Raw genomic sequence first — 18,187 nt, forward strand, 5'->3', positions numbered from 1 at the left:
CGCGCGGCGGGTTTCGGGATCATTTTCCCCGCCTGCCGGTCAGGGTCCGGATGGTCGCCCGGCCGGGCATGAGGAAGACCATGGGCACGAGCACGAAGAACAGGCAGCCGAAGGCGAAGGAGATGTCGTTGTAGGCCAGCATGGTGGCCTGGCGCATGACCTTCTTCTCGAGCAGGCCGAGGGCCAGGGGCAGGGCCTGGGCCGCGCCCACGCCCTTGGCCAGCAGGGTCTGGACCGCCTGGGTCAGATAGTCGCGGGTGGCCTGGTTCAGGTCGCTGATGTGATCGGTCAGGTAGACGCGGTGGATGGCCACGCCCCGGTCCAGGAGCACGGCGGCCAGGCTGTAGCCGATGTTGCCGCCCACCCGACGGGTCAGGGTATAGATGGAGGACGCGTCGGTGATCAGGCTCTTGTCCACCGAGATCAGGGAGACCGTGGACAGGGGCACGAACATGAACGGCATGCCGATCCCCATGATGATCAGGGGCGGAATGAGGTCCAGGTAGCCCGCCGTGGTGGAGAGCCGCATAAGCTCGTAGTAGGCCAGGACGATGACCCCGATGCCCGCGAAGAGCAGCGGCTTGGCCCCCACCCGCTGGAAGGCCCAGCCCGCCAGCGGCATGAACGCGAGCAGGACCAGGGCGCGCGGGGCCAGGACCAGGCCGGACTCGAAGGCCGGATAGCCGAGAATCTTCTGGGTGAACTGGGGCAGGACGAAGGTGGTCCCGAACAGGGAGACGCCGAAGACCAACCCCATGACCGAGCCGAGCACCAGGTTGCGGTCCTTGAGCACCCGGAAGTTGACCACGGGCTCGTCGCTCCTTAGTTCCCAGAAGACCAGGACGACGAGGGAGACCACCGTGGCCGCGGTCCACCAGACGATCATGGGGGACTCGAACCACTGCTCGTCGTTGCCCCGCTCAAGGACCACCTGCATACCGGTCAGGCAGACGGTCAACAGGCCGATGCCCAGCCAGTCCACGGAGCGGATGCCGCGCCGCAGGAACGGCGGGTCGTGCACGAAACGCATGGTCAGGAGCATGCCCAGGGCGCAGACGGGCACGTTGATGTAGAAGATCCAAGGCCAGCCCCAGGCGTCGGTCAGCCAGCCGCCGCAGATGGGCCCCAGCGCCGGGGCCAGGACCACGCCCATGCCGTACAGGGCCATGGCCATGCCCTGCTGGGCCGGGGGAAAGGTCTCGCGCAGGATGGCCTGGGACACGGGGATGAGCGCCCCGCCGCCGATGCCCTGGATGACCCGGTAGACGATCATCTGGGGGAAAGTGACGGCCGTGCCGCAGAGGATGGAGCCGATGGTGAACAGGGCGAACGAGAGCAGGTAGAAGTTCTTGCGCCCGATGAGCGCGCTCCACCAGCCGGACATGGTGACCATGATGATCTCGGCGATAGAATAGCTGGTGGCCACCCAGGTGATGGCCGAAAGGTCCGTGCCGAAGCCGCCCATCATGTGGGGCATGGACACGTTGACCACGCTGGTGTCCATGACCGACATGAAGGCCCCGAAGACCACGGTAAGGGCGATGACCCACCGCTCGGCCGGAGCCATGTGCTCCGGGTCCCTGTACGCGCTCACGGCTATTGCACGGCGGTCGCGGGGACCGCATCGGCGCAGGCGGATTCGGCGTGGCGGGCGTCGGCCCGCGCGGCCACGTCAACGCTGGGGATCACGGACATGCCGGGCGCGAGCAGGCAGCCGCCCTCGCCGTTTGGATGGTCGAGGACGATCTTGACCGGCACGCGCTGGACCACCTTGATGAAGTTGCCGGTGGCGTTCTCGGGCGGCAGCAGGGTGAAGCGGGAGCCGGTGCCCCGCTGAATGGAGTCCACGTGGCCCTCGAAGGTCCTGCCGGGATAGGCGTCCACCTCGATGTCCACGGGCTGGCCGGGGCGCATGCCTGCAATCTGGGTCTCCTTGAAGTTGGCCACCACCCAGACGTCGCGGCCGACCACGGACAGGAGCTTCTGGCCCACCTGGACGTAGGCCCCCGGCTCCACGGACTTCTTGGTCACGAAGCCCGCGCACGGGGCGGTGATCCGGGTGTAGGACAGGTCCAGCTCGGCCTGGCGGACCTCGGCCTCGGCCTCGCGGGCCTCGGCCTGGCGCTTGACCACGGCGGCCTGGGCCTGGCGCAACCCGTCGCCGGCGGCCTGGGCCGAGGCCACGGCCTGGCGGATCTGGGCCGACTGGGTGTCGATCCTCTTCCGGGCGGACAGGAGCTTGGCCCTGGACACGGCGGCCTGGGCGCGGGCGTGGTCGTATTCCTGGCGGGACACGGCCCCGGCCTCGACCATCTCGTCCATGCGCTTGAAGTCGTTCTGGTCGCGGTCGTGCCCGGCGGCGTACTCCTCCACCCCGGCCCTGGCCTGAGCCAGTTCGGAACGGTTGGAGGACAGGGCCGCGTTGCGTTGGTCCACCAGGGAGCGGGCGGCGGCCACCTCGGCCTCGGCCTCCTCCCTGGCCGCATTGGCGGACTGCAACCGGGCGCGGGCGATGTCCAAGGCCACCTCGAAGGTGCGCGGGTCCACCCGGACGAGCAGGTCGCCCTTCTCCACCCACTGGTTGTCGTGCACCGGCACCTCGGCCACGTGGCCGTCCACGCGGGGGCTCATGGAGATCACGTGGGCCTCCACAAAGGCGTCGTCCGTGGTTGCGTGGGACATGATCCGCAGATACAGGGGGTAGCCCAGGACCGTGGTCAGGACAATGACCGCCGCGCCCAGGGCGAACAGGGTCTTCCGGGACTTCAGGCGGCTGCGCGCGGAGGCGGGCCCGCCGGAAGCGGCGTTGTCGTGCGTCTTCTCGCTAGTCATCTATCTCTCTCAAATGAAATTGCTTATGCGCTCGGGAACCGGCCGGGACATGCGCTCCGGTCAGCGTTGCACGCCGAGCCCGCGCAGGACGAAGGTGGCCGCGTGGCGGCACAGCTCGTCCAGGTCGGCCCCGGCGGGCGTGAACAGGCAGACAGCCCGGACCAGGCCGGAGATGTACCGGGCCGTCAGGGCGGGACTCTCATCGCGGAACAGCCCCTGGTCGATGCCGCGTTGGATGATGCCCTCGAACAGGTCCCACAGGCTGGCGCGCAGCCGCTGCCATTCCTCGGTCACCGGGCAGGTGACCACGTAGCCGATGAGCTCGATGTTGAAGGACCGGGCGTAGACGTGCCTGGCCAGGATGCCGACCACGCCCGCCAGTTCCTCGTCCGGCGTCAGGTCGTTCTCGTCCAGGAACCGCTGCATGGACGCGACCAGGGAGGAAAACTCCCGCAACAGGACCGCGAAGTAGAGGTCGTCCTTGCTCTTGAAATAGAGGTACAGGGTCCCCTTGCCCACGGCGGCCACCCGGGCCACGTCGCTCAGGAGAACCTTGTGAAAGGGCTGCCGGGAAAACAGCTCCGCCGCCGTGTCCAGAATGCGCTGTTCCTTTTCCTTGTCTTCCTTCATGAGCCCTCTCCGCGACGTCGGCGGCCGGGACCGCCCGGCTTGGGGCGGCCGTTTCGATCCCGGTACTGACCGGTCAGTTTTCGAGAGGCATGGACTACGCCCGAATTAGTTGCATTGTCAACTACTGACCCCGGGTACTGGGATTTTTTCGCATTTCTTCACCAAGGGGCCGGTTCCGGACCGACCGGCAGGCCCTGGCGGGCCGCCCCCCTTGCCTTTTCGACCGCTGCGGCATAGTGTGAAAAACACATGCAAATCATACGGATGAAGGGATACGGCAGTGGTTAGACCCAATTTGCGACAGACCATCATATTCGGGATAGCGATCTTCACCCTGGCCTTCGGCTCCATCGCCCTGCTCTCCCTGTCGAACCTGAACCGGTTGCAGGAGGCGGTGCTCCTGGTGGAGCGGGCCGACGACCTGCGCAACCTGATCCTGGAAATCCGCCGCGAGGAAAAGAACTTCTTCCTGTACCAGGACGCGGCCCTGTTCTCCGTGGGCCGGGACAACCTGGACCGGGCCGGAACCATCCTCGACGAGCTGTCCGGCGAGATCGCCGCGCTCCACGGCCAGGCCCACGGCACGGAACTGGCGCGGGGCATGAAGCAGTACGGCGAGTGGCTCGCCCGGTTCGGCGCGGGCTCGGTGGACGTGGGCGAGGACTCCCCGGCCGCCCACGCCCTGCGCGAAACCGGCCAGAGCCTGGTGGAACACTCAAGGGCCATCGCCGAGCTGGAACGCGACAACATCCTGAACATCAACCAGCGGCTGCGCATGACCCTGTTCATCTCCATGGGCGTGGTGGCCCTGGTGGTCCTGGCCCTGGTCTTCTTCGTGTCCAAGGCCATCCTCGGGCCGCTGACCCAGGTCCAGGCGGCCACGCGGCGCATCGCCCAGGGGACCTTCGTGCCCCTGGCCGTGCGCGAGGACGGCGACGAGATCCAGCAGGTCTTCGTGGCCCTGAACTCCATGGTCGAGGAGCTGAAGAAGCGCCAGACCCAGCTGGTCCAGGCCCAGAAGCTCTCGTCCATCGGCACGCTCGCCTCGGGCATCGCCCACCAGCTGAACAACCCCCTGAACAACATCTCCACCTCGGCCCAGATCCTGGAGGAGGAGACCAGGGGACAGGACGAGTTCGCGGACAAGATGATGCACAACATCATCCAGGAGACCCTGCGCGCCCGGGACATCGTCAAGGGGCTGCTCGAATTTTCCCGGCACAAGGACTTCTCGCCCGCGCCGTGCAATCTGAAGGAAGTCCTGGAAAGCGCGGTGCGCCTGGTCTCGGGCCAGCTCGGGCCGCGCATCAACGTGGACATCCGCGTGCCGGACGACGTGACCCTGTACCTGGACCGGCAGCGCTTCCAGGAGGCCCTGCTCAACCTGATCATCAACTCCATCCAGGCCATCGGCGACGCCGAGGGAACCATCTCCATCACCACCTCGCGGGAGACGGACCACAAGGTCCTGACCATCGCCGACAACGGGCCAGGCATGTCCCCGGATACCCTGCAACGCATCTTCGACCCGTTCTTCTCCACCAAGGAGGTGGGCCAGGGCACGGGGCTCGGCCTGTACATCGTCTACGGCATCATCGAGGAGCACCGGGGGACCATCCGGGTGGACTCCACACCCGGCGAGGGGACGTCCTTCACCATCAAACTGCCCCTTGAACCCGAGGAGAACGCATGACCGCCGCGTCCATCCTGGTCATTGAAGACGAGCGCATCGCCCGCGAGAACCTGACCCACGTCCTGACCGGGAGCGGCTACGAGGTCACGGCCATCGCCTCGGCCGAGGAGGGGCTGCGCGAGTTGGACAAGAAGGAGTTCGACCTGGTCATCACCGACCTGATGCTGCCCGGCATGGACGGCATCCAGATACTCGAACACATCCGCGCCCACCATCCCCTGACCATCGTCATCGTGGTCACGGGCCACGCCACCGTGGCCAACGCGGTCAAGGCCATGCAGAAGGGCGCACACTCCTACATCGCCAAGCCGCTCAAGCTCGACGAGCTCAGGCTCCAGGTGGAGCGCGCCCTGGAGCAGCACGCCCTGTCCGTGGAGGTCCGCCGCCTGCGGGAGATCATCGCCCAAGGCAAGCGCGACCTGCCCCTGGTGGGCGAGAGCGACGCCTTCATCCAGCTCAAGAAGGACGTCCGCCAGCTGGCCCAGATGAACTGCAACGTGCTCATCCAGGGCGAGACCGGCACCGGCAAGGAGCTGGTGGCCCAGGGCATCCACATGCTCTCGGCGCGCTCGGGCGAGCGGTTCATGGCCATCAACTGCGGGACCTTCACGGCCGAACTCATGGACAAGGAGCTGTTCGGCCACGAAAAGGAGGCCTTCACCGGGGCCAACCGGGGCCAGAAGGGCATCCTGGAGGCGGCCGACGGGGGCACGGTATTTTTCGACGAGATCGGCGAGCTGCCGCTGAACATGCAGGTCAAGCTGCTCAGGGTGTTGCAGGAGCGCAATTTCCTGCGCGTGGGCGGGACCAAGGAGATTCCGGTGGACATCCGGGTCATTGCGGCCACCAACTGCGACCTGCACGAACTGGTGGAGCAGGGCGAGTTCCGCCAGGACCTCTACTACCGGCTGAACGTGGTCACCCTGCACGCCCCGCCCCTGCGCGAGCACCGCGAGGACATCCCCATCCTCATCGGCCACTTCCTGGAAAAGCACCGCCAGCCGGGCCAGACCATCAACGCCATCGACCAGGACACCCTGGACATCCTCATGTCCTACCCGTTCCCCGGCAACGTGCGCGAGCTGGAAAACATCGTCCAGCGGGCGCTGGCCCTGGGCCAGGGCACGACCTTCACGCCCGAGTTGCTGCCCGCCGAGATAGCGGCGACCGAGACCAAGGCCCCGCTGCCCACCCTGGAGGACATGGAGAAATCCTACATCAAGAAGGTGTTGGCCTCATCGGCCGGGAACAAGACCCAGGCCGCGCGCATCCTGGGCATCGACCGCGTGTCCCTGTGGCGCAAGATCAAGCGCTACCACCTGGAATAGCGCCCTACTGCGCGGCGTTCTCCGCCGCGCCGTCCGCAAGGTCCGCATTGTCCGCATCACACAGGGCGATGGCGGCGGCCTCCTCCATGGTCGTGACGTAGCGGATGTCCAGCCCCTCGACCACCTCGTCCTCGATGGACCTGACCCCGGCCTCGCAGCCGCGCGGCAGGATGACCACGGGGATGCCCGCGCTCCGGGCGGCCATGAGCTTTTCGCGCACCCCGCCCACGGGCAGGACCTCGCCCAGGAGCGACAGCTCGCCGGTGGAGGCCACGTCCTGGCGCACCGGCCGTCCGGTGAGCAGGGAGAGGAGCGCGATGGTGATGGCCACGCCTGCGGAGGGCCCCTCCTTGGAGACCGCGCCCGCCGGGATGTGCACGTGGATGTCCGAGGTGGCGTAGAACTCCGGGTCGATGCCGAAGGCGGCCGCGTGGCTGCGACAAAAGCTCAGGGCGGTCTGGGCCGACTCGCGCAGGACCTCGCCCAGGGAGCCGGTCAGGATGAGCTGCTTGGAGCCGCGCATGCGGGCCGCCTCCACGAAAATGATCTCGCCGCCGATCTCGGTCCAGACCAGGCTGGTGGCCAGCCCGACCTTGGGCCGCTTCTGGGCCGCGGTGGAGGTGAACGGCGGCGCGCCGAGCAGTTCCTGGAGCATGGCCCGGTCCACGGTGACCGCGCCCGCGCCCTCGGTCAGGACCCGCTTGGCCAGCTTGCGGCAGAGCGAGGCGATCTGCTGCCTGAGCCTGCGCAACCCCGACTCGCGGGCATAGCCCCGGATGAGCAGGTCCACGGTCTCGTCCGGGACGGTCACCAGCTTCTCGTCCAGGCCGTGCTGGGCCAGGACCTCGGGAATGAGGTAGCGGGTTGCAATCTGCAACTTCTCCCCCGGCGTGTAGCTGGGGAACTCGATGACCTCCAACCGGTCGCGCAACGGCGCGGGCAAACGCTCCACCCCGTTGGCCGTGCAGATGAACAGGGCTCCGGACAGGTCGAAGGGCAGCCCCAGGTAGTGGTCCACGAAGGCGGTGTTCTGCTCGGCGTCGAGCATCTCGAGCAGAACCGACGTGGCGTCGCCCTGGAAGTCCTGGACCGCCTTGTCCACCTCGTCGAGCATGATCACCGGGTTGCGGGTGCCGACCTTGCGCAGCCCCTGGATGATCCGGCCGGGCATGGCCCCGACGTAGGTCCGCCGGTGGCCGCGCAGCTCGGCCTCGTCGCGCAGTCCGGCCAGGGACAGGCGCATGAACTTGCGCCCCAACGCCTCGGCGATGGCCTTGCCGATGGAGGTCTTGCCCATGCCCGGAGGGCCCGTGAAGCAGAGCACGAACCCGCGCAGGTGCTGGGCGCGCAGGCTCTGCTCCCACAGCTCGGCCACGTACCGGCGCAGCTTGGTCAGGTTGACCGGCTTGCCCAGGTACTGGTCCGCGCCCCGGCGCATGGCGTCCACCGCGGTCTTCACCGTGGCGTAGCCGGTGATCATGATGACCTTGGTGTCGGGCCAGCGCCTGCGCAGGACCTGCAACAGCTCCATGCCGTCCATGCCCTCCATCTTCAGGTCCGAGACCACGATGTTGGCCGGTTCGCGCTCCATGGCGGCCACGGCCTCGAGCCCGTTGCCCACGGCCTCCACGTCGTAGCCGTCGGCCTCGAACACGATGGTCAGGTTCTCGCGGGCGATGAGCTCATCATCCACCAAAAGGATGCGCGGATTGCGCCGAGCGCACAGGCTCTTGACCGCCAGGAACTCCAGGACCCGGTCCTTGACCCGTTGCAATCCGTAATGGCGGGCGTTCAGGACCTCCTCGGCCCTGGCGATGTCCAGGTTGTCGCGGGTGGCCGTGTTCCACGGCAGGGAGAGGATGACCTCGAGAAAATTGAGGCTGATGGCGTATTCGGGCGAGGCCGGGTCAACGCTGTCCATGCGGTCGCACTCGGCGCGGGCCGTATCCAGGATTTCCGGCGGCAGCCCGGCGGATTCCACCTGCTCGCGCAGGGAGTCGTGGGCCCGGACCGGGGCGGCGGCGGGCGGTGCGGAGGGAGTCTCCACCGCGACGGGCGCCGCTTCCCGAGGGGTGGAAGCCTTGCGTTTGCCGAACCAGCCCATGACCGTTGCCTCCTGCTACCCGTTGAACGGAGAAACATCGCCTTTTCACAAGCGATGACGCCTTATTGGCCTATAATAGTTACCTATCACGCTAACTTGAAGTTGTTAAGGTTGCAATAAGCAACATCGGCCCATTTTGCCCCACCCCGATCCGAACCAACTTTTTCCAGGAACCGCGCCGCCCGGTAAAAAGGGCTTAACTCCTTGGCATACCGCATTTTCACCCCACTCGATCCAGGCCCTTCCGAAAAGCCGTTTACCGGGGAAAAACCGCTTTTTTCGCCCGTGTCACCACCGGGGCCACTTCAGCCGCGACACCGTTGCATCCTGCATCACCGCCGGAAACCGCCGAATGGCGGCGTATAGCCATATTCCGGCTGGAAATCGGGGGGCGACCGTTGCATTTGGCATCACACTGAGTCCCCACACAGGGTCGTCTTTTTATTTAATCTATATTTTTCAACATGTTGCACTGGATATCGGACTTGGCATGTGTTTTGATTCACAAGCCTGAACGCAGAGGTGAACAGGCAACCTCCAAACCTAAAAGCTAGGAGTTGAGACATGGCCCTCTTCAATGCAGTCAAGCAAGTTGTGGACAGGCATTATGCGGCGCAGGCCGCGGCAAACTGCAACACGTGCAGTGTGGGCACGTGGGTCGTCTGCCATGAAAATCATTTATTGGAGAAATCGGGAGGCTCTTCGATGAAGGCATTTTTCAAGCGAATCACCGGCACCCGCCGCCAACCCGTCACCACCGCTCCGACTGTCGCGGCGGCTGCCGCCGCCGACTGCGGCTGCCGCGAGAAGCAGCAGTGCAAAATCCTCATCGTCTGCAAGGGCCAGGAGTTCTCCCGGGGCATCGCCGACTACGCCGTGGACATGGCCTGCAAGACCCGCAGCTCCCTGGTGGCCCTGAACATCGACGAGTCCGGCAGGGACTTCGCCGGGTTCCGCAGCCAGGCCGAACGCAACATCGAATACTTCAACAAGAAGGCGGCCGACGCGGGCCTGACCTTCCGTCACGAGATCCAGCAGGGGGACGAGAACGCCATCGTCGCCCGGATGCACGAAACCGATCCGAGCTTCCGTTACGTCATGGACGACTCCGCAGCCGTCTGCAAGAACAGGAGCAGCATTCCCGTGTACACCCGAGCCACGTTGCGGGCGAGATAAACTCCGCCCGCAACGTCGAAACATCACGTTTCCCAAGGACGTAACATGACCCCGGAAATCATAACGGTTCTGGCCGTTCTCGTATTCGCCGTACTTCTCTTCATCTTCGAATGGGTCCGGGTGGACGTGGTCGGCATCATCATGATGGTGCTCCTGCCCCTGCTTGGCCTGGTCACGCCGCAACAGGCCATCAGCGGACTGAGCAGCAACGCCGTCGTCTCCATCATCGCGGTCATCATCATCGGCGCCGGGCTGGACAAGACCGGCGTCATGAACTCCATGGCCCGCGTCATCCTGCGCTTCGCGGGCAAGAGCGAATCGCGGATCATGACGCTCATCGCGGGCACGGTGGCCCTCATCTCCGGCTTCATGCAGAACATCGGGGCGGCCGCCCTGTTCCTGCCTGCGGCCAAGCGCATCGGCAACCAGACCGGCGTGCCGGTGGGGCGGCTGCTCATGCCCATGGGCTTCTGCGCCATCATCGGCGGCTGCCTGACCCTGGTCGGCTCCAGCCCGCTCATCCTGCTCAACGACCTGATGGTCGTGGGCGGCAAGAAGTACGAGGCCTTCGGCCTGTTCAGCGTGACCCCCGTGGGCCTGCTGCTCGTGGCCGCCGCGCTGCTCTACTTCATCCTGCTCGGGCGGTTCATCCTGCCCAACCGGTCCGAGGACGAAAGCTCCGGCCCCATGTCCTCCATCCTGACCGGGACCTACAACAACGTCGGCTCCCTGTTCGAGCTGGCAGTGCCCGCCGACTGGAGGAACGACGCCCCGCTCAAGGCCCTGGACCTGCGACCCATCTACTTCTGCACCCTGGTGGCCATCTGCCGCGAGAACGGCAAGCAGCACATCTTCGCGCCCCTGCCCGACGAGATCATCCGGCCGGGCGACCAGATCGTGGTCGTGGGCCCGCAGGAGTTCGTGGAGCACCTGGCCGAGGACCTCGGCTGGGAACTGCGGCCGGAACTGACCACCTTTGCCGAGGAACTCTCCCCCAACAACGCGGGCATCATGGAGGGCATCGTCACCCCCCGGTCCGAGTTCATGGGCAAGACCATCGCCGAACTACGCATCCGGGAACGATTCCAGGTCTCTCCCCTGGCCATCTTCCGGGGCGAAAAGATCTTCGTCAGCGGGCTTTCGGACATCATCATCGAGTCCGGCGACGCCCTGCTCCTGCACGGACGGTGGGAGATGTTCCACATGCTCAAGGGGCTGCCCGACCTGGTCTTCACCGAGACCGTCAAGGGCGAGCTGCTGCGCACGGACAAGGCCAAGATCGCGCTGATGTGGCTGGCCGTGTCCCTGGTCATGATCCTGGGCTTCCACGTCCAGCTGTCCATCGCGCTCCTGACCGGCGCCCTGGGCATGGTCCTGACCAAGGTCCTGACCATCGACGAGGCCTACCAGTCCGTGGACTGGATGACCGTGTTCCTGCTCGGCGGGCTCATTCCCCTGGGCATGGCCTTCGAGAACACGGGCGCGGCCAAGTTCATCGCGGACACCATCATGGCGGCCCTGGGCACGCCGTCCGCCCTGGTCCTGCTGGCGGTCATCGGCGTGCTGACCTCCTTCTTCACCCTGGTGGCCTCCAACGTGGGTGCCACGGTCCTGCTCGTCCCGCTGTCCATGAACATGGCCCTCAATGCGGGCGTGGACCCCAGGGTGGCCGCCCTGACCGTGGCCGTGGCCGCGTCCAACACCTTCGTTCTGCCCACCCATCAGGTCAACGCGCTGATCATGCGCCCGGGCGGGTACCGCACCATCGATTACGTCAAGAGCGGGGCCGGGATGACCGTGCTTTACATGGTTGTCATGTTGTCCGCCTTGATGCTATTCTACTGACATCCGACGGGGCGCCGGTAATCATTACCGGCGCCCTTTTTTTGGCAAATGAGGACCAGGCCCCCTGTAACCTATAGCCCGCAAAGGATTTTTTCATCGACATTACGCCTCGGCCAGGAAGGACGACTGTCCATCCATCACGGCCGCCCGGGGCGTTTTTGCCGTATTGAAGGAGAGAAACGAATGAAGACACCGTTGTCGAAGACCTTTGTCGAAACATTCCTCGGGAACGCGCCCGGATGGTACAAACTGACCATCATCGCCTTTCTCGTGCTCAACCCCGTGCTCATGCTCACGGTAGGCCCGTTCATCGCCGGATGGGCGCTCATCGCCGAGTTCATCTTCACCCTGGCCATGGCGCTCAAATGCTACCCGCTGCCGGCGGGCGGCCTGCTCGCCCTGGAAGCCGTGATCATGGGCATGACCTCCCCGGAGACCGTGTATCATGAAGCCCTGAAGAACTTCGAAGTCATCCTGCTCCTGATCTTCATGGTCGCGGGCATCTACTTCATGAAGGACTTCCTCCAGTTCACCTTTACCCGCATCCTGGTGCGCGTGCGCTCCAAGAAGGTCATCGCCCTGCTGTTCTGCCTGGCCGGCGCGTTCCTGTCCGCCTTCCTGGACGCCCTGACCGTGACCGCGGTCATCATGGCCGTGGCCTTCGGTTTCTACAACATTTACCACCGGTTCGTGTCCGGCAAGGGCGCGGGGGACACCCACGACCTGATCGACGACGACGGCGTCAAGGACACCAGCCGCGAAGAGCTGCTCCAGTTCCGGGGCTTTCTGCGCAACCTGATGATGCACGGCGCCGTGGGCACCGCGCTCGGCGGCGTGTGCACCCTGGTGGGCGAGCCGCAGAACCTGCTGGTGGGCGGCGAGATGGGCTGGCACTTCGTGCCCTTCTTCCTGCATGCCGCGCCCGTGACCATGCCGGTCCTGGCCATGGGCCTGCTGACCTGCCTCGCCGTGGAGCAGTTCCACATCTTCGGCTACGGCTACCAGCTGCCCGGCAACATCCGCTCCTTCCTGCTGGAGACCGCCGTGCAGATGGAGGTAAAGCAGGGCGCCAAGGGCAAGCTCAAGCTGGTCCTCCAGGCCTGCACCGGCATCTGGCTGATCCTGGCCCTGGCCTTCCACCTGGCCGCGGTCGGCCTCATCGGCCTGTCGGTCATCATCCTGCTGACCGCCTTCACCGGCATCACCGAGGAGCATCAGCTGGGCCACGCCTTTGAGGAGGCCCTGCCGTTCACCGCCCTGCTTGTGGTCTTCTTCTCCGTGGTCGCGGTCATCCACTCCCAGGAGCTGTTCACCCCGATCATCGAATTCGTCCTCAGCCTGAAGGGACAGAACCAGCTGGTGGCCTACTTCGTCGCCAACGGCCTGCTCTCCTCCATCTCCGACAACGTCTTCGTGGCCACGGTCTACATCTCCGAGACCAAGCTGCACTTCATCAACGTGCTGGGCGCCATCCCGGACATCGGCATGACCGGGCAGGCCCTGATGGAAAAGATGACCGATCCGCACCTGGCGCGGGCCGACGTGCTGGCCACCCTGCCGCAGAACGCGGCGGCCCTGGTCAAGGAGACCATGGAGCACTTCGACAAGCTGGCCGTGGCCATCAACACCGGGACCAACATCCCGTCCGTGGCCACCCCCAACGGCCAGGCGGCCTTCCTGTTCCTGCTGACCTCGGCGCTCGCCCCGGTCATCCGTCTCTCCTACGGAAGAATGGTCTGGCTGGCGCTGCCGTACACCATCACCATGTCCCTGACCGGACTGATGGCCGTGTACGTCTTCCTCTAGGCCTTCATTCCCAAGTCATCCAATGCGCAAGGGCTCCCGAGACCATCTCGGGAGCCCTTTTTTCGCGGGTCGGCGGGAAATGCGGTCAGGGCTGGGTGGCCAGGATGCGCTCGCGGAGACGGTCGAGACGGTCGCTGGTCTGGAGGCGGAAGATGTCGCCGATGGCCCAGATGGTCGCCAAGGCGGTGGATGCCGCGTCGGCACGGACGGCCGTGTAGTCCTCCCGGACCTGATCGATGGTCGCGCCCACGAACTGCTGGACCTTGTCGATCTTGGCGTGCACGTGGCCGATGGCCTTGTTCAGGGAGTCGCGGCCGTCGCCGGTCAGGCTCTCCAGGACCAGGAAGGCGGAGAAGAGATTGTAGAAGAGATGGTCCAGGTCGGACTCGTAGTTCCAGTAGTCCCAGGCCCAGCGCAGCCTGCCGAACCGGGCGCAGCCCGAAGCCGCGATGATGACCAGCATCATCTCCACCAGGGCGTCGTCGGCCCGACGCCGGGAGGTCACCCGGCAGCGGTCGTTGTGGATGGCGGTCATCTCGACCATGTCGATGGACTTGGTGTTCACGAAGTAGCGGCACAGCTCGAAGATATTCAGGACCGCGCGACAGGTCCCGGTCTCCCGGCCCTCGGCGTCCACCTCGCGACAGCGGTCGCAGTGGTAGGCCGTGCGGCGGCAGACGAAGTCCGCCGCAGGCTTCCTGCCCCGGAATTCCACGGTCAGGCGGGCGATGTCGGCCTGGACCTCCAGTTGCTCGATGCCGTCCAGGGTGACGAGAAACGTGAACTTCATGCGGGCCTCCCTCGATGGGCGTGCGTTACTTCAGGGCCCGATCGGCGTACTCGAAATAGCGCCCCGGCTTGATGCAGAATTCGTGGTCGAAATAGGCCGAGGAGATCAGGAACTCGGCCGAGGAGCGGTTGCTGGCCGTGGGGATGTTGTAGAGCACGGCCAGGCGCAGCAGGGCCTTGACGTCCACGTCGTGGGGCTGCGGCTCCATGGGGTCCCAGAAGAAGATGAGCACGTCCACCTTGCCGTCGCTGATCATGGCCCCGAGCTGCTGGTCGCCGCCCAGGGGGCCTGACTTGAGGCGCTGGACGCGCTTGGGCTCCTGTCCCCGGGCAACGCCCTCGGCCAGCAGGGACTCCACCAGCCGCCCGGTGGTCCCGGTGGCGATGAGGTTGTGCGGGATCATGGCCTCGCGGTTGCAGGCGATGAAGTCGAGCAGTTCTTCCTTGCAGTTGTCGTGGGCGACCACCGCGATGTTCTTGATCCTGTCCATGACGCCTCCGGGCGTGGTCTCGGGGCCGCGACGGGCCGTCGGCCCCCAGGGGTTTCCTACCACCTGCGGGGGGCCGCGACAAGCCGGGCCGGACCGTGCGACCCAGCTCCGAAATTCGCCTGCCCGCCTTGACGCAACGCGGGTCGATAGTTACCATTCGCACTATCAATGTATGCCTCAGGTATGACCTATTGAGCAACCGCAACGACAAAGCCCGGTCGGACCGCGCAAGGCGGGCCGCCCCGGCGATCAAAGGAGAGAACCAATGGCTACCAAGGAAGAACGGCGCGCGAAAGTCGTCGAGGTCCTGAACCAGGCCCGGTCCATGGAACTGCAGGCCATCCACCTGTACATGAACCAGCACTACAACCTGGACGACATGGACTACGGCGAGCTGGCCTCCAACATGAAGCTCATCGCCATCGACGAGATGCGCCACGCCGAGCAGTTCGCCGAGCGGATCAAGGAGCTGGGCGGCGAGCCCACGGACAAGAAGTCCAAGCCCGTGCAGCGCGGCCAGAAGATCGACGTCATCTACGACTACGACTCCAACGAGGAAGACGACACCATCGACGCCTACAACCAGTTCCTGCTGGTCTGCCGCGAAAACGGCGACTCCATCAGCGAGAAGCTGTTCGAGACGATCATCGACGAGGAGCAGGCCCACTTCAACTACTTCGACGCCATCAAGGGACACATCGCCAACCTGGGCGACACCTTCCTGTCCCGCATCGCCGGCACGCCCTCTTCCACCGGCCTGGCCGACCAGGGCTTCGTCATCAAGAACCAGAGCGCCTAACCGCACCCACGGTCCAAAACGACAAGGGCCCGGCCAGTCTGACTGGCCGGGCCCTTCCATATGATTTTTACGCGAGGGTCAGTCGCGGATGACCGACTTGACGTTCACGAACTCGCGGATGCCGAAGGCGGAAAGCTCGCGGCCGAAGCCGGAGCGCTTGATGCCGCCGAAGGGCAGGAGCGGATCGCTGCGGACCTGGCCGTTGACCACCACCGCGCCCGCCTCGATGCGCCGGGCGAAGGCCAGTCCACGCTCGCCGTCCCCGGTCCAGACCGAGCCGCCCAGGCCGAAGGGGGTGTCGTTGGCCATGGCCACGGCCTGATCCTCGTCCGTGGCCCGGAAGACCAGGGCTACGGGGCCGAACAGCTCCTCGTGGCAGACGTCGGCGTCGAAGGGCGCGTCCACGATGATGCTCAGGGGGTAGAAGGCGCCGTCGCCCTCGGGCAGGACCCCGCCCTTGACGACCTTGCCGCCCGCCGCCTTGCAGCGCTCCACCTGGTCGTGCAGGTCGGCGCGCAGGCCGGTGGAGGACATGGGCCCGACCACGGTGTCCTCGGCCATGGGATCGCCCATCGTGAGCTTGTCCATCTCCCGGCTCAAGGCCTCGACAAAGGCGTCGAAGACCTCGTCCATGACGATGAAGCGTTTGGCCGCGATGCAGGTCTGGCCCGCATTGCCGCAGCGGGAGATGGCCCCGACCCTGGCGGCCTTGTCGAGGTCGGCGTCGGCCAGGACCACGAACGGGTCGCTGCCGCCCAGCTCCATGACGCATTTCTTGAGGCGCGCCCCGGCGGCCGAGGCGACCTTGCTCCCGGCGCCCTCGCTGCCGGTCAGGCTGACGCCGATGACCGAGTCGTGGTCCAGGACGGCCTCCACCTGGCGCGCCCCGATGAGCAGGGTGCGGAAGACGTTGTCCGGGAAGGCGGACTCGCGGAAGGCGGACTCGATGGCCAGGGCGCACTGGGGCACGTTGGAGGCGTGCTTCAGGACCACGGTGTTGCCGGCCATGAGCGTGGGCGCGGCCACGCGCAGGACCTGCCAGAAGGGGAAATTCCAGGGCATGACCGCCAGGACCGTGCCCATGGGGGCGAAGTCCACATAGGCCTCCTGTCCGCTGCCGGACACGGGCATGGAGGCGAGCATGGCCTGCCCGTTCCGCGCATAGTAGTCGCACACGGCCGCGCACTTGAGGACCTCGGCCCGGCCGAAGGTCACGGGCTTGCCCATCTCCTCGGCCATGAGGGCGGCGAACTCGTCGGCCCTGGCCCGGAGCACCTGGGCCAGGCTGAGCAGGCACTCGGCGCGGTAGGCGAAATCGGTGGTCTTCCAGGTTGCGTAGCCCCCGGCGACCTCGCGCACGGCTGCGGCGGTCTGTTCGGGGGTGAACTCGTCAAATTGCCTCGTGACCTTGCCGGTCAACGGATTGGTGCTCTGCAGGGGCATGTCGCTACTCCGAATACATACGTTTGAAACACCCCGGCACGGAGGGTGCGGGGTGCGATAACCGGTTTCCAATGGTGCGGAATTGGTGCCGGGCCGAGTGGCGGGTCCGGCCCAAGCTCCGGGCTTATGCCAGATCGGACGGGTTGTCCAGCATCAAGTCCAGCCGGACATGATGCGGTGCGCGACATCCCGGTGACGGATGCGCTCCGGGCACCATTAGGACTGGACAAAAGCGGCGGATTCGTTGAACCTGTACGCGCTCAAAGGGAATGGGCCCACCGAGGAGAACCGCACGACAACCCCAACCCCGCCACAGGGAGTCCGCCCATCGATCATGGCCGCCATGAAACCAACCGAATCACCCGCCGGCAGCGTCGTCGTCGAGGACCTGGCCTCGGCCGTCAACTCGGTGCTGCGCATCACGGCCACCCTGATCATCTACCTCTTCCACTGCCACGGCCTCTACGGCCGGGGCGACAGCCGTCCGCTCTTCTACGCCTTCGCCTTCTTCCTATTCCTGTCCGGCTATTACGCCATGGTCCGGCGCGAGAACGCCGTGCGCTGGATCAGGCGGCGCCTGCGGCGCATCTATATCCCGTACTGGCTGGTCATCACCGTGGTGGTGCTCAGCAACTGGGCCGTCCAGTACAAGCCCGTCGGGGTCAAGGAGCTGTTTTTCCTGCTCATCGGGGGGAATCTCTTCATCGAGGACAAGCTCTACGTCATCGCCTGGTTCATCTCGGTGATCATCTTTCTCTACTGCTGCGTCTTCCTGATGGCCTATTTCAGGAGCATGGCCCTGCGCTTCCTCCTGGCCGTGGCCCTGGTCTACATCATGTCCCACTACCGCATCCCGGTCTATTTTTACGTGGCCTTCACCATCGGCTGGTCCCTGCACTATCTCCTGCTCCGGAGCGGACTGAGCCGGGCCGTCCTGCCCCTGTCGCCGGGCGCGGCGCGCACCCTGCAACGCGTCTACGGGCCGCTGCTGACGGTCCAGAACTTTTCCTACGAGTTCTTCCTGGTCCACGGCGGGGTCCTGCTGCTGTTCAACAAGCTCCTCAAGGCCTCCTACGGCGAGGCCCTGTATGCCGGAATCGCCGTGACGATGATCAACGCCATGATCCTGAAGGAACTCACCCGGCGGATCGAGCTGTTCATCGACGGACGCCGCGCGGCGGCCGGAACGGGCGGCGACGCGAAACGGTCCCCCAATTGATGCCGATTTCTTGAACCGCCCCGCGCAACGGG

At 65.6% G+C, this 18,187-nt stretch carries 14 protein-coding genes; 7 read left to right on the plus strand and 7 right to left on the minus strand.

The window, feature by feature from the left end; all coding sequences use genetic code 11:
- Positions 1-19 precede the first annotated feature (19 nt).
- Genes DND132_RS05970 through DND132_RS05980 form a run of 3 tightly spaced genes read right to left on the minus strand, consistent with a single transcriptional unit; the run spans position 20 to position 3,462 of the window.
- On the minus strand, positions 20-1,594 hold the full coding sequence (locus DND132_RS05970) for a DHA2 family efflux MFS transporter permease subunit (protein ID WP_148266950.1): 1,575 nt from the start codon (positions 1,592-1,594) through the stop codon (positions 20-22).
- A 2-nt stretch (positions 1,595-1,596) separates the two neighbouring features.
- On the minus strand, positions 1,597-2,832 hold the full coding sequence (locus tag DND132_RS05975) for an HlyD family secretion protein (protein WP_014321811.1): 1,236 nt from the start codon (positions 2,830-2,832) through the stop codon (positions 1,597-1,599).
- Positions 2,833-2,892: 60 nt separating this feature from the next.
- Entirely contained in the window at positions 2,893-3,462 is a 570-nt protein-coding gene (locus DND132_RS05980) for a TetR/AcrR family transcriptional regulator (RefSeq protein ID WP_014321812.1), read from the minus strand.
- A 280-nt stretch (positions 3,463-3,742) separates the two neighbouring features.
- Between DND132_RS05980 and DND132_RS05985 the strand changes: the two genes are divergently transcribed.
- Positions 3,743-5,155 carry a sensor histidine kinase gene (locus DND132_RS05985; RefSeq protein ID WP_014321813.1) on the plus strand — a complete coding sequence of 471 codons (1,413 nt, stop codon included), beginning with the start codon at positions 3,743-3,745 and terminating at the stop codon, positions 5,153-5,155.
- Entirely contained in the window at positions 5,152-6,483 is a 1,332-nt protein-coding gene (locus DND132_RS05990; RefSeq protein ID WP_014321814.1) for a sigma-54-dependent transcriptional regulator, read from the plus strand. The genes DND132_RS05985 and DND132_RS05990 overlap by 4 nt, the downstream gene beginning before the upstream one ends.
- Positions 6,484-6,487: 4 nt before the next feature.
- On the opposite strand, the gene DND132_RS05995 is transcribed toward DND132_RS05990, so the two are convergent.
- Positions 6,488-8,587, minus strand: coding sequence for a S16 family serine protease (locus tag DND132_RS05995; protein WP_014321815.1), 2,100 nt, complete (start codon positions 8,585-8,587; stop codon positions 6,488-6,490).
- A 705-nt stretch (positions 8,588-9,292) separates the two neighbouring features.
- Between DND132_RS05995 and DND132_RS06000 the strand changes: the two genes are divergently transcribed.
- The 3 genes from DND132_RS06000 to nhaB all read left to right on the plus strand — a co-directional run bounded on the left by DND132_RS06000 (position 9,293) and on the right by nhaB (position 13,414).
- Positions 9,293-9,763 carry a universal stress protein gene (locus DND132_RS06000; RefSeq protein WP_014321816.1) on the plus strand — a complete coding sequence of 157 codons (471 nt, stop codon included), beginning with the start codon at positions 9,293-9,295 and terminating at the stop codon, positions 9,761-9,763.
- Positions 9,764-9,808: 45 nt separating this feature from the next.
- Positions 9,809-11,608: an SLC13 family permease gene (locus tag DND132_RS06005; protein WP_014321817.1), complete on the plus strand. Its 1,800-nt coding sequence runs from the start codon at positions 9,809-9,811 to the stop codon at positions 11,606-11,608.
- A gap of 183 nt (positions 11,609-11,791) precedes the next feature.
- The gene (nhaB, locus tag DND132_RS06010; protein ID WP_014321818.1) at positions 11,792-13,414 is read left to right on the plus strand and encodes a sodium/proton antiporter NhaB; all 1,623 of its coding nucleotides are present in this window, start codon (positions 11,792-11,794) and stop codon (positions 13,412-13,414) included.
- 85 nt (positions 13,415-13,499) lie between these two features.
- Here nhaB and DND132_RS06015 read toward each other — a convergent pair whose 3' ends face one another.
- Both DND132_RS06015 and DND132_RS06020 read right to left on the minus strand, forming a co-directional pair.
- Positions 13,500-14,204 (minus strand): DUF6901 family protein, encoded by a 705-nt coding sequence (locus DND132_RS06015; protein WP_014321819.1) that lies wholly within the window; start codon positions 14,202-14,204, stop codon positions 13,500-13,502.
- A 25-nt stretch (positions 14,205-14,229) separates the two neighbouring features.
- Entirely contained in the window at positions 14,230-14,694 is a 465-nt protein-coding gene (locus tag DND132_RS06020; protein WP_014321820.1) for a methylglyoxal synthase, read from the minus strand.
- 265 nt (positions 14,695-14,959) lie between these two features.
- Here DND132_RS06020 and DND132_RS06025 point away from each other — a divergent pair, with 265 nt between their 5' ends.
- Entirely contained in the window at positions 14,960-15,493 is a 534-nt protein-coding gene (locus DND132_RS06025; RefSeq protein ID WP_014321821.1) for a ferritin-like domain-containing protein, read from the plus strand.
- A 78-nt stretch (positions 15,494-15,571) separates the two neighbouring features.
- Here DND132_RS06025 and DND132_RS06030 read toward each other — a convergent pair whose 3' ends face one another.
- Positions 15,572-16,936 carry an NAD-dependent succinate-semialdehyde dehydrogenase gene (locus DND132_RS06030; protein ID WP_014321822.1) on the minus strand — a complete coding sequence of 455 codons (1,365 nt, stop codon included), beginning with the start codon at positions 16,934-16,936 and terminating at the stop codon, positions 15,572-15,574.
- Positions 16,937-17,279: 343 nt separating this feature from the next.
- Here DND132_RS06030 and DND132_RS06035 point away from each other — a divergent pair, with 343 nt between their 5' ends.
- The gene (locus DND132_RS06035) at positions 17,280-18,155 is read left to right on the plus strand and encodes an acyltransferase family protein (protein ID WP_148266951.1); all 876 of its coding nucleotides are present in this window, start codon (positions 17,280-17,282) and stop codon (positions 18,153-18,155) included.
- The last annotated feature ends 32 nt before the right edge of the window (positions 18,156-18,187 follow it).

It is taken from the genome of Pseudodesulfovibrio mercurii, assembly GCF_000189295.2.
Lineage (GTDB): Bacteria > Desulfobacterota > Desulfovibrionia > Desulfovibrionales > Desulfovibrionaceae > Pseudodesulfovibrio > Pseudodesulfovibrio mercurii.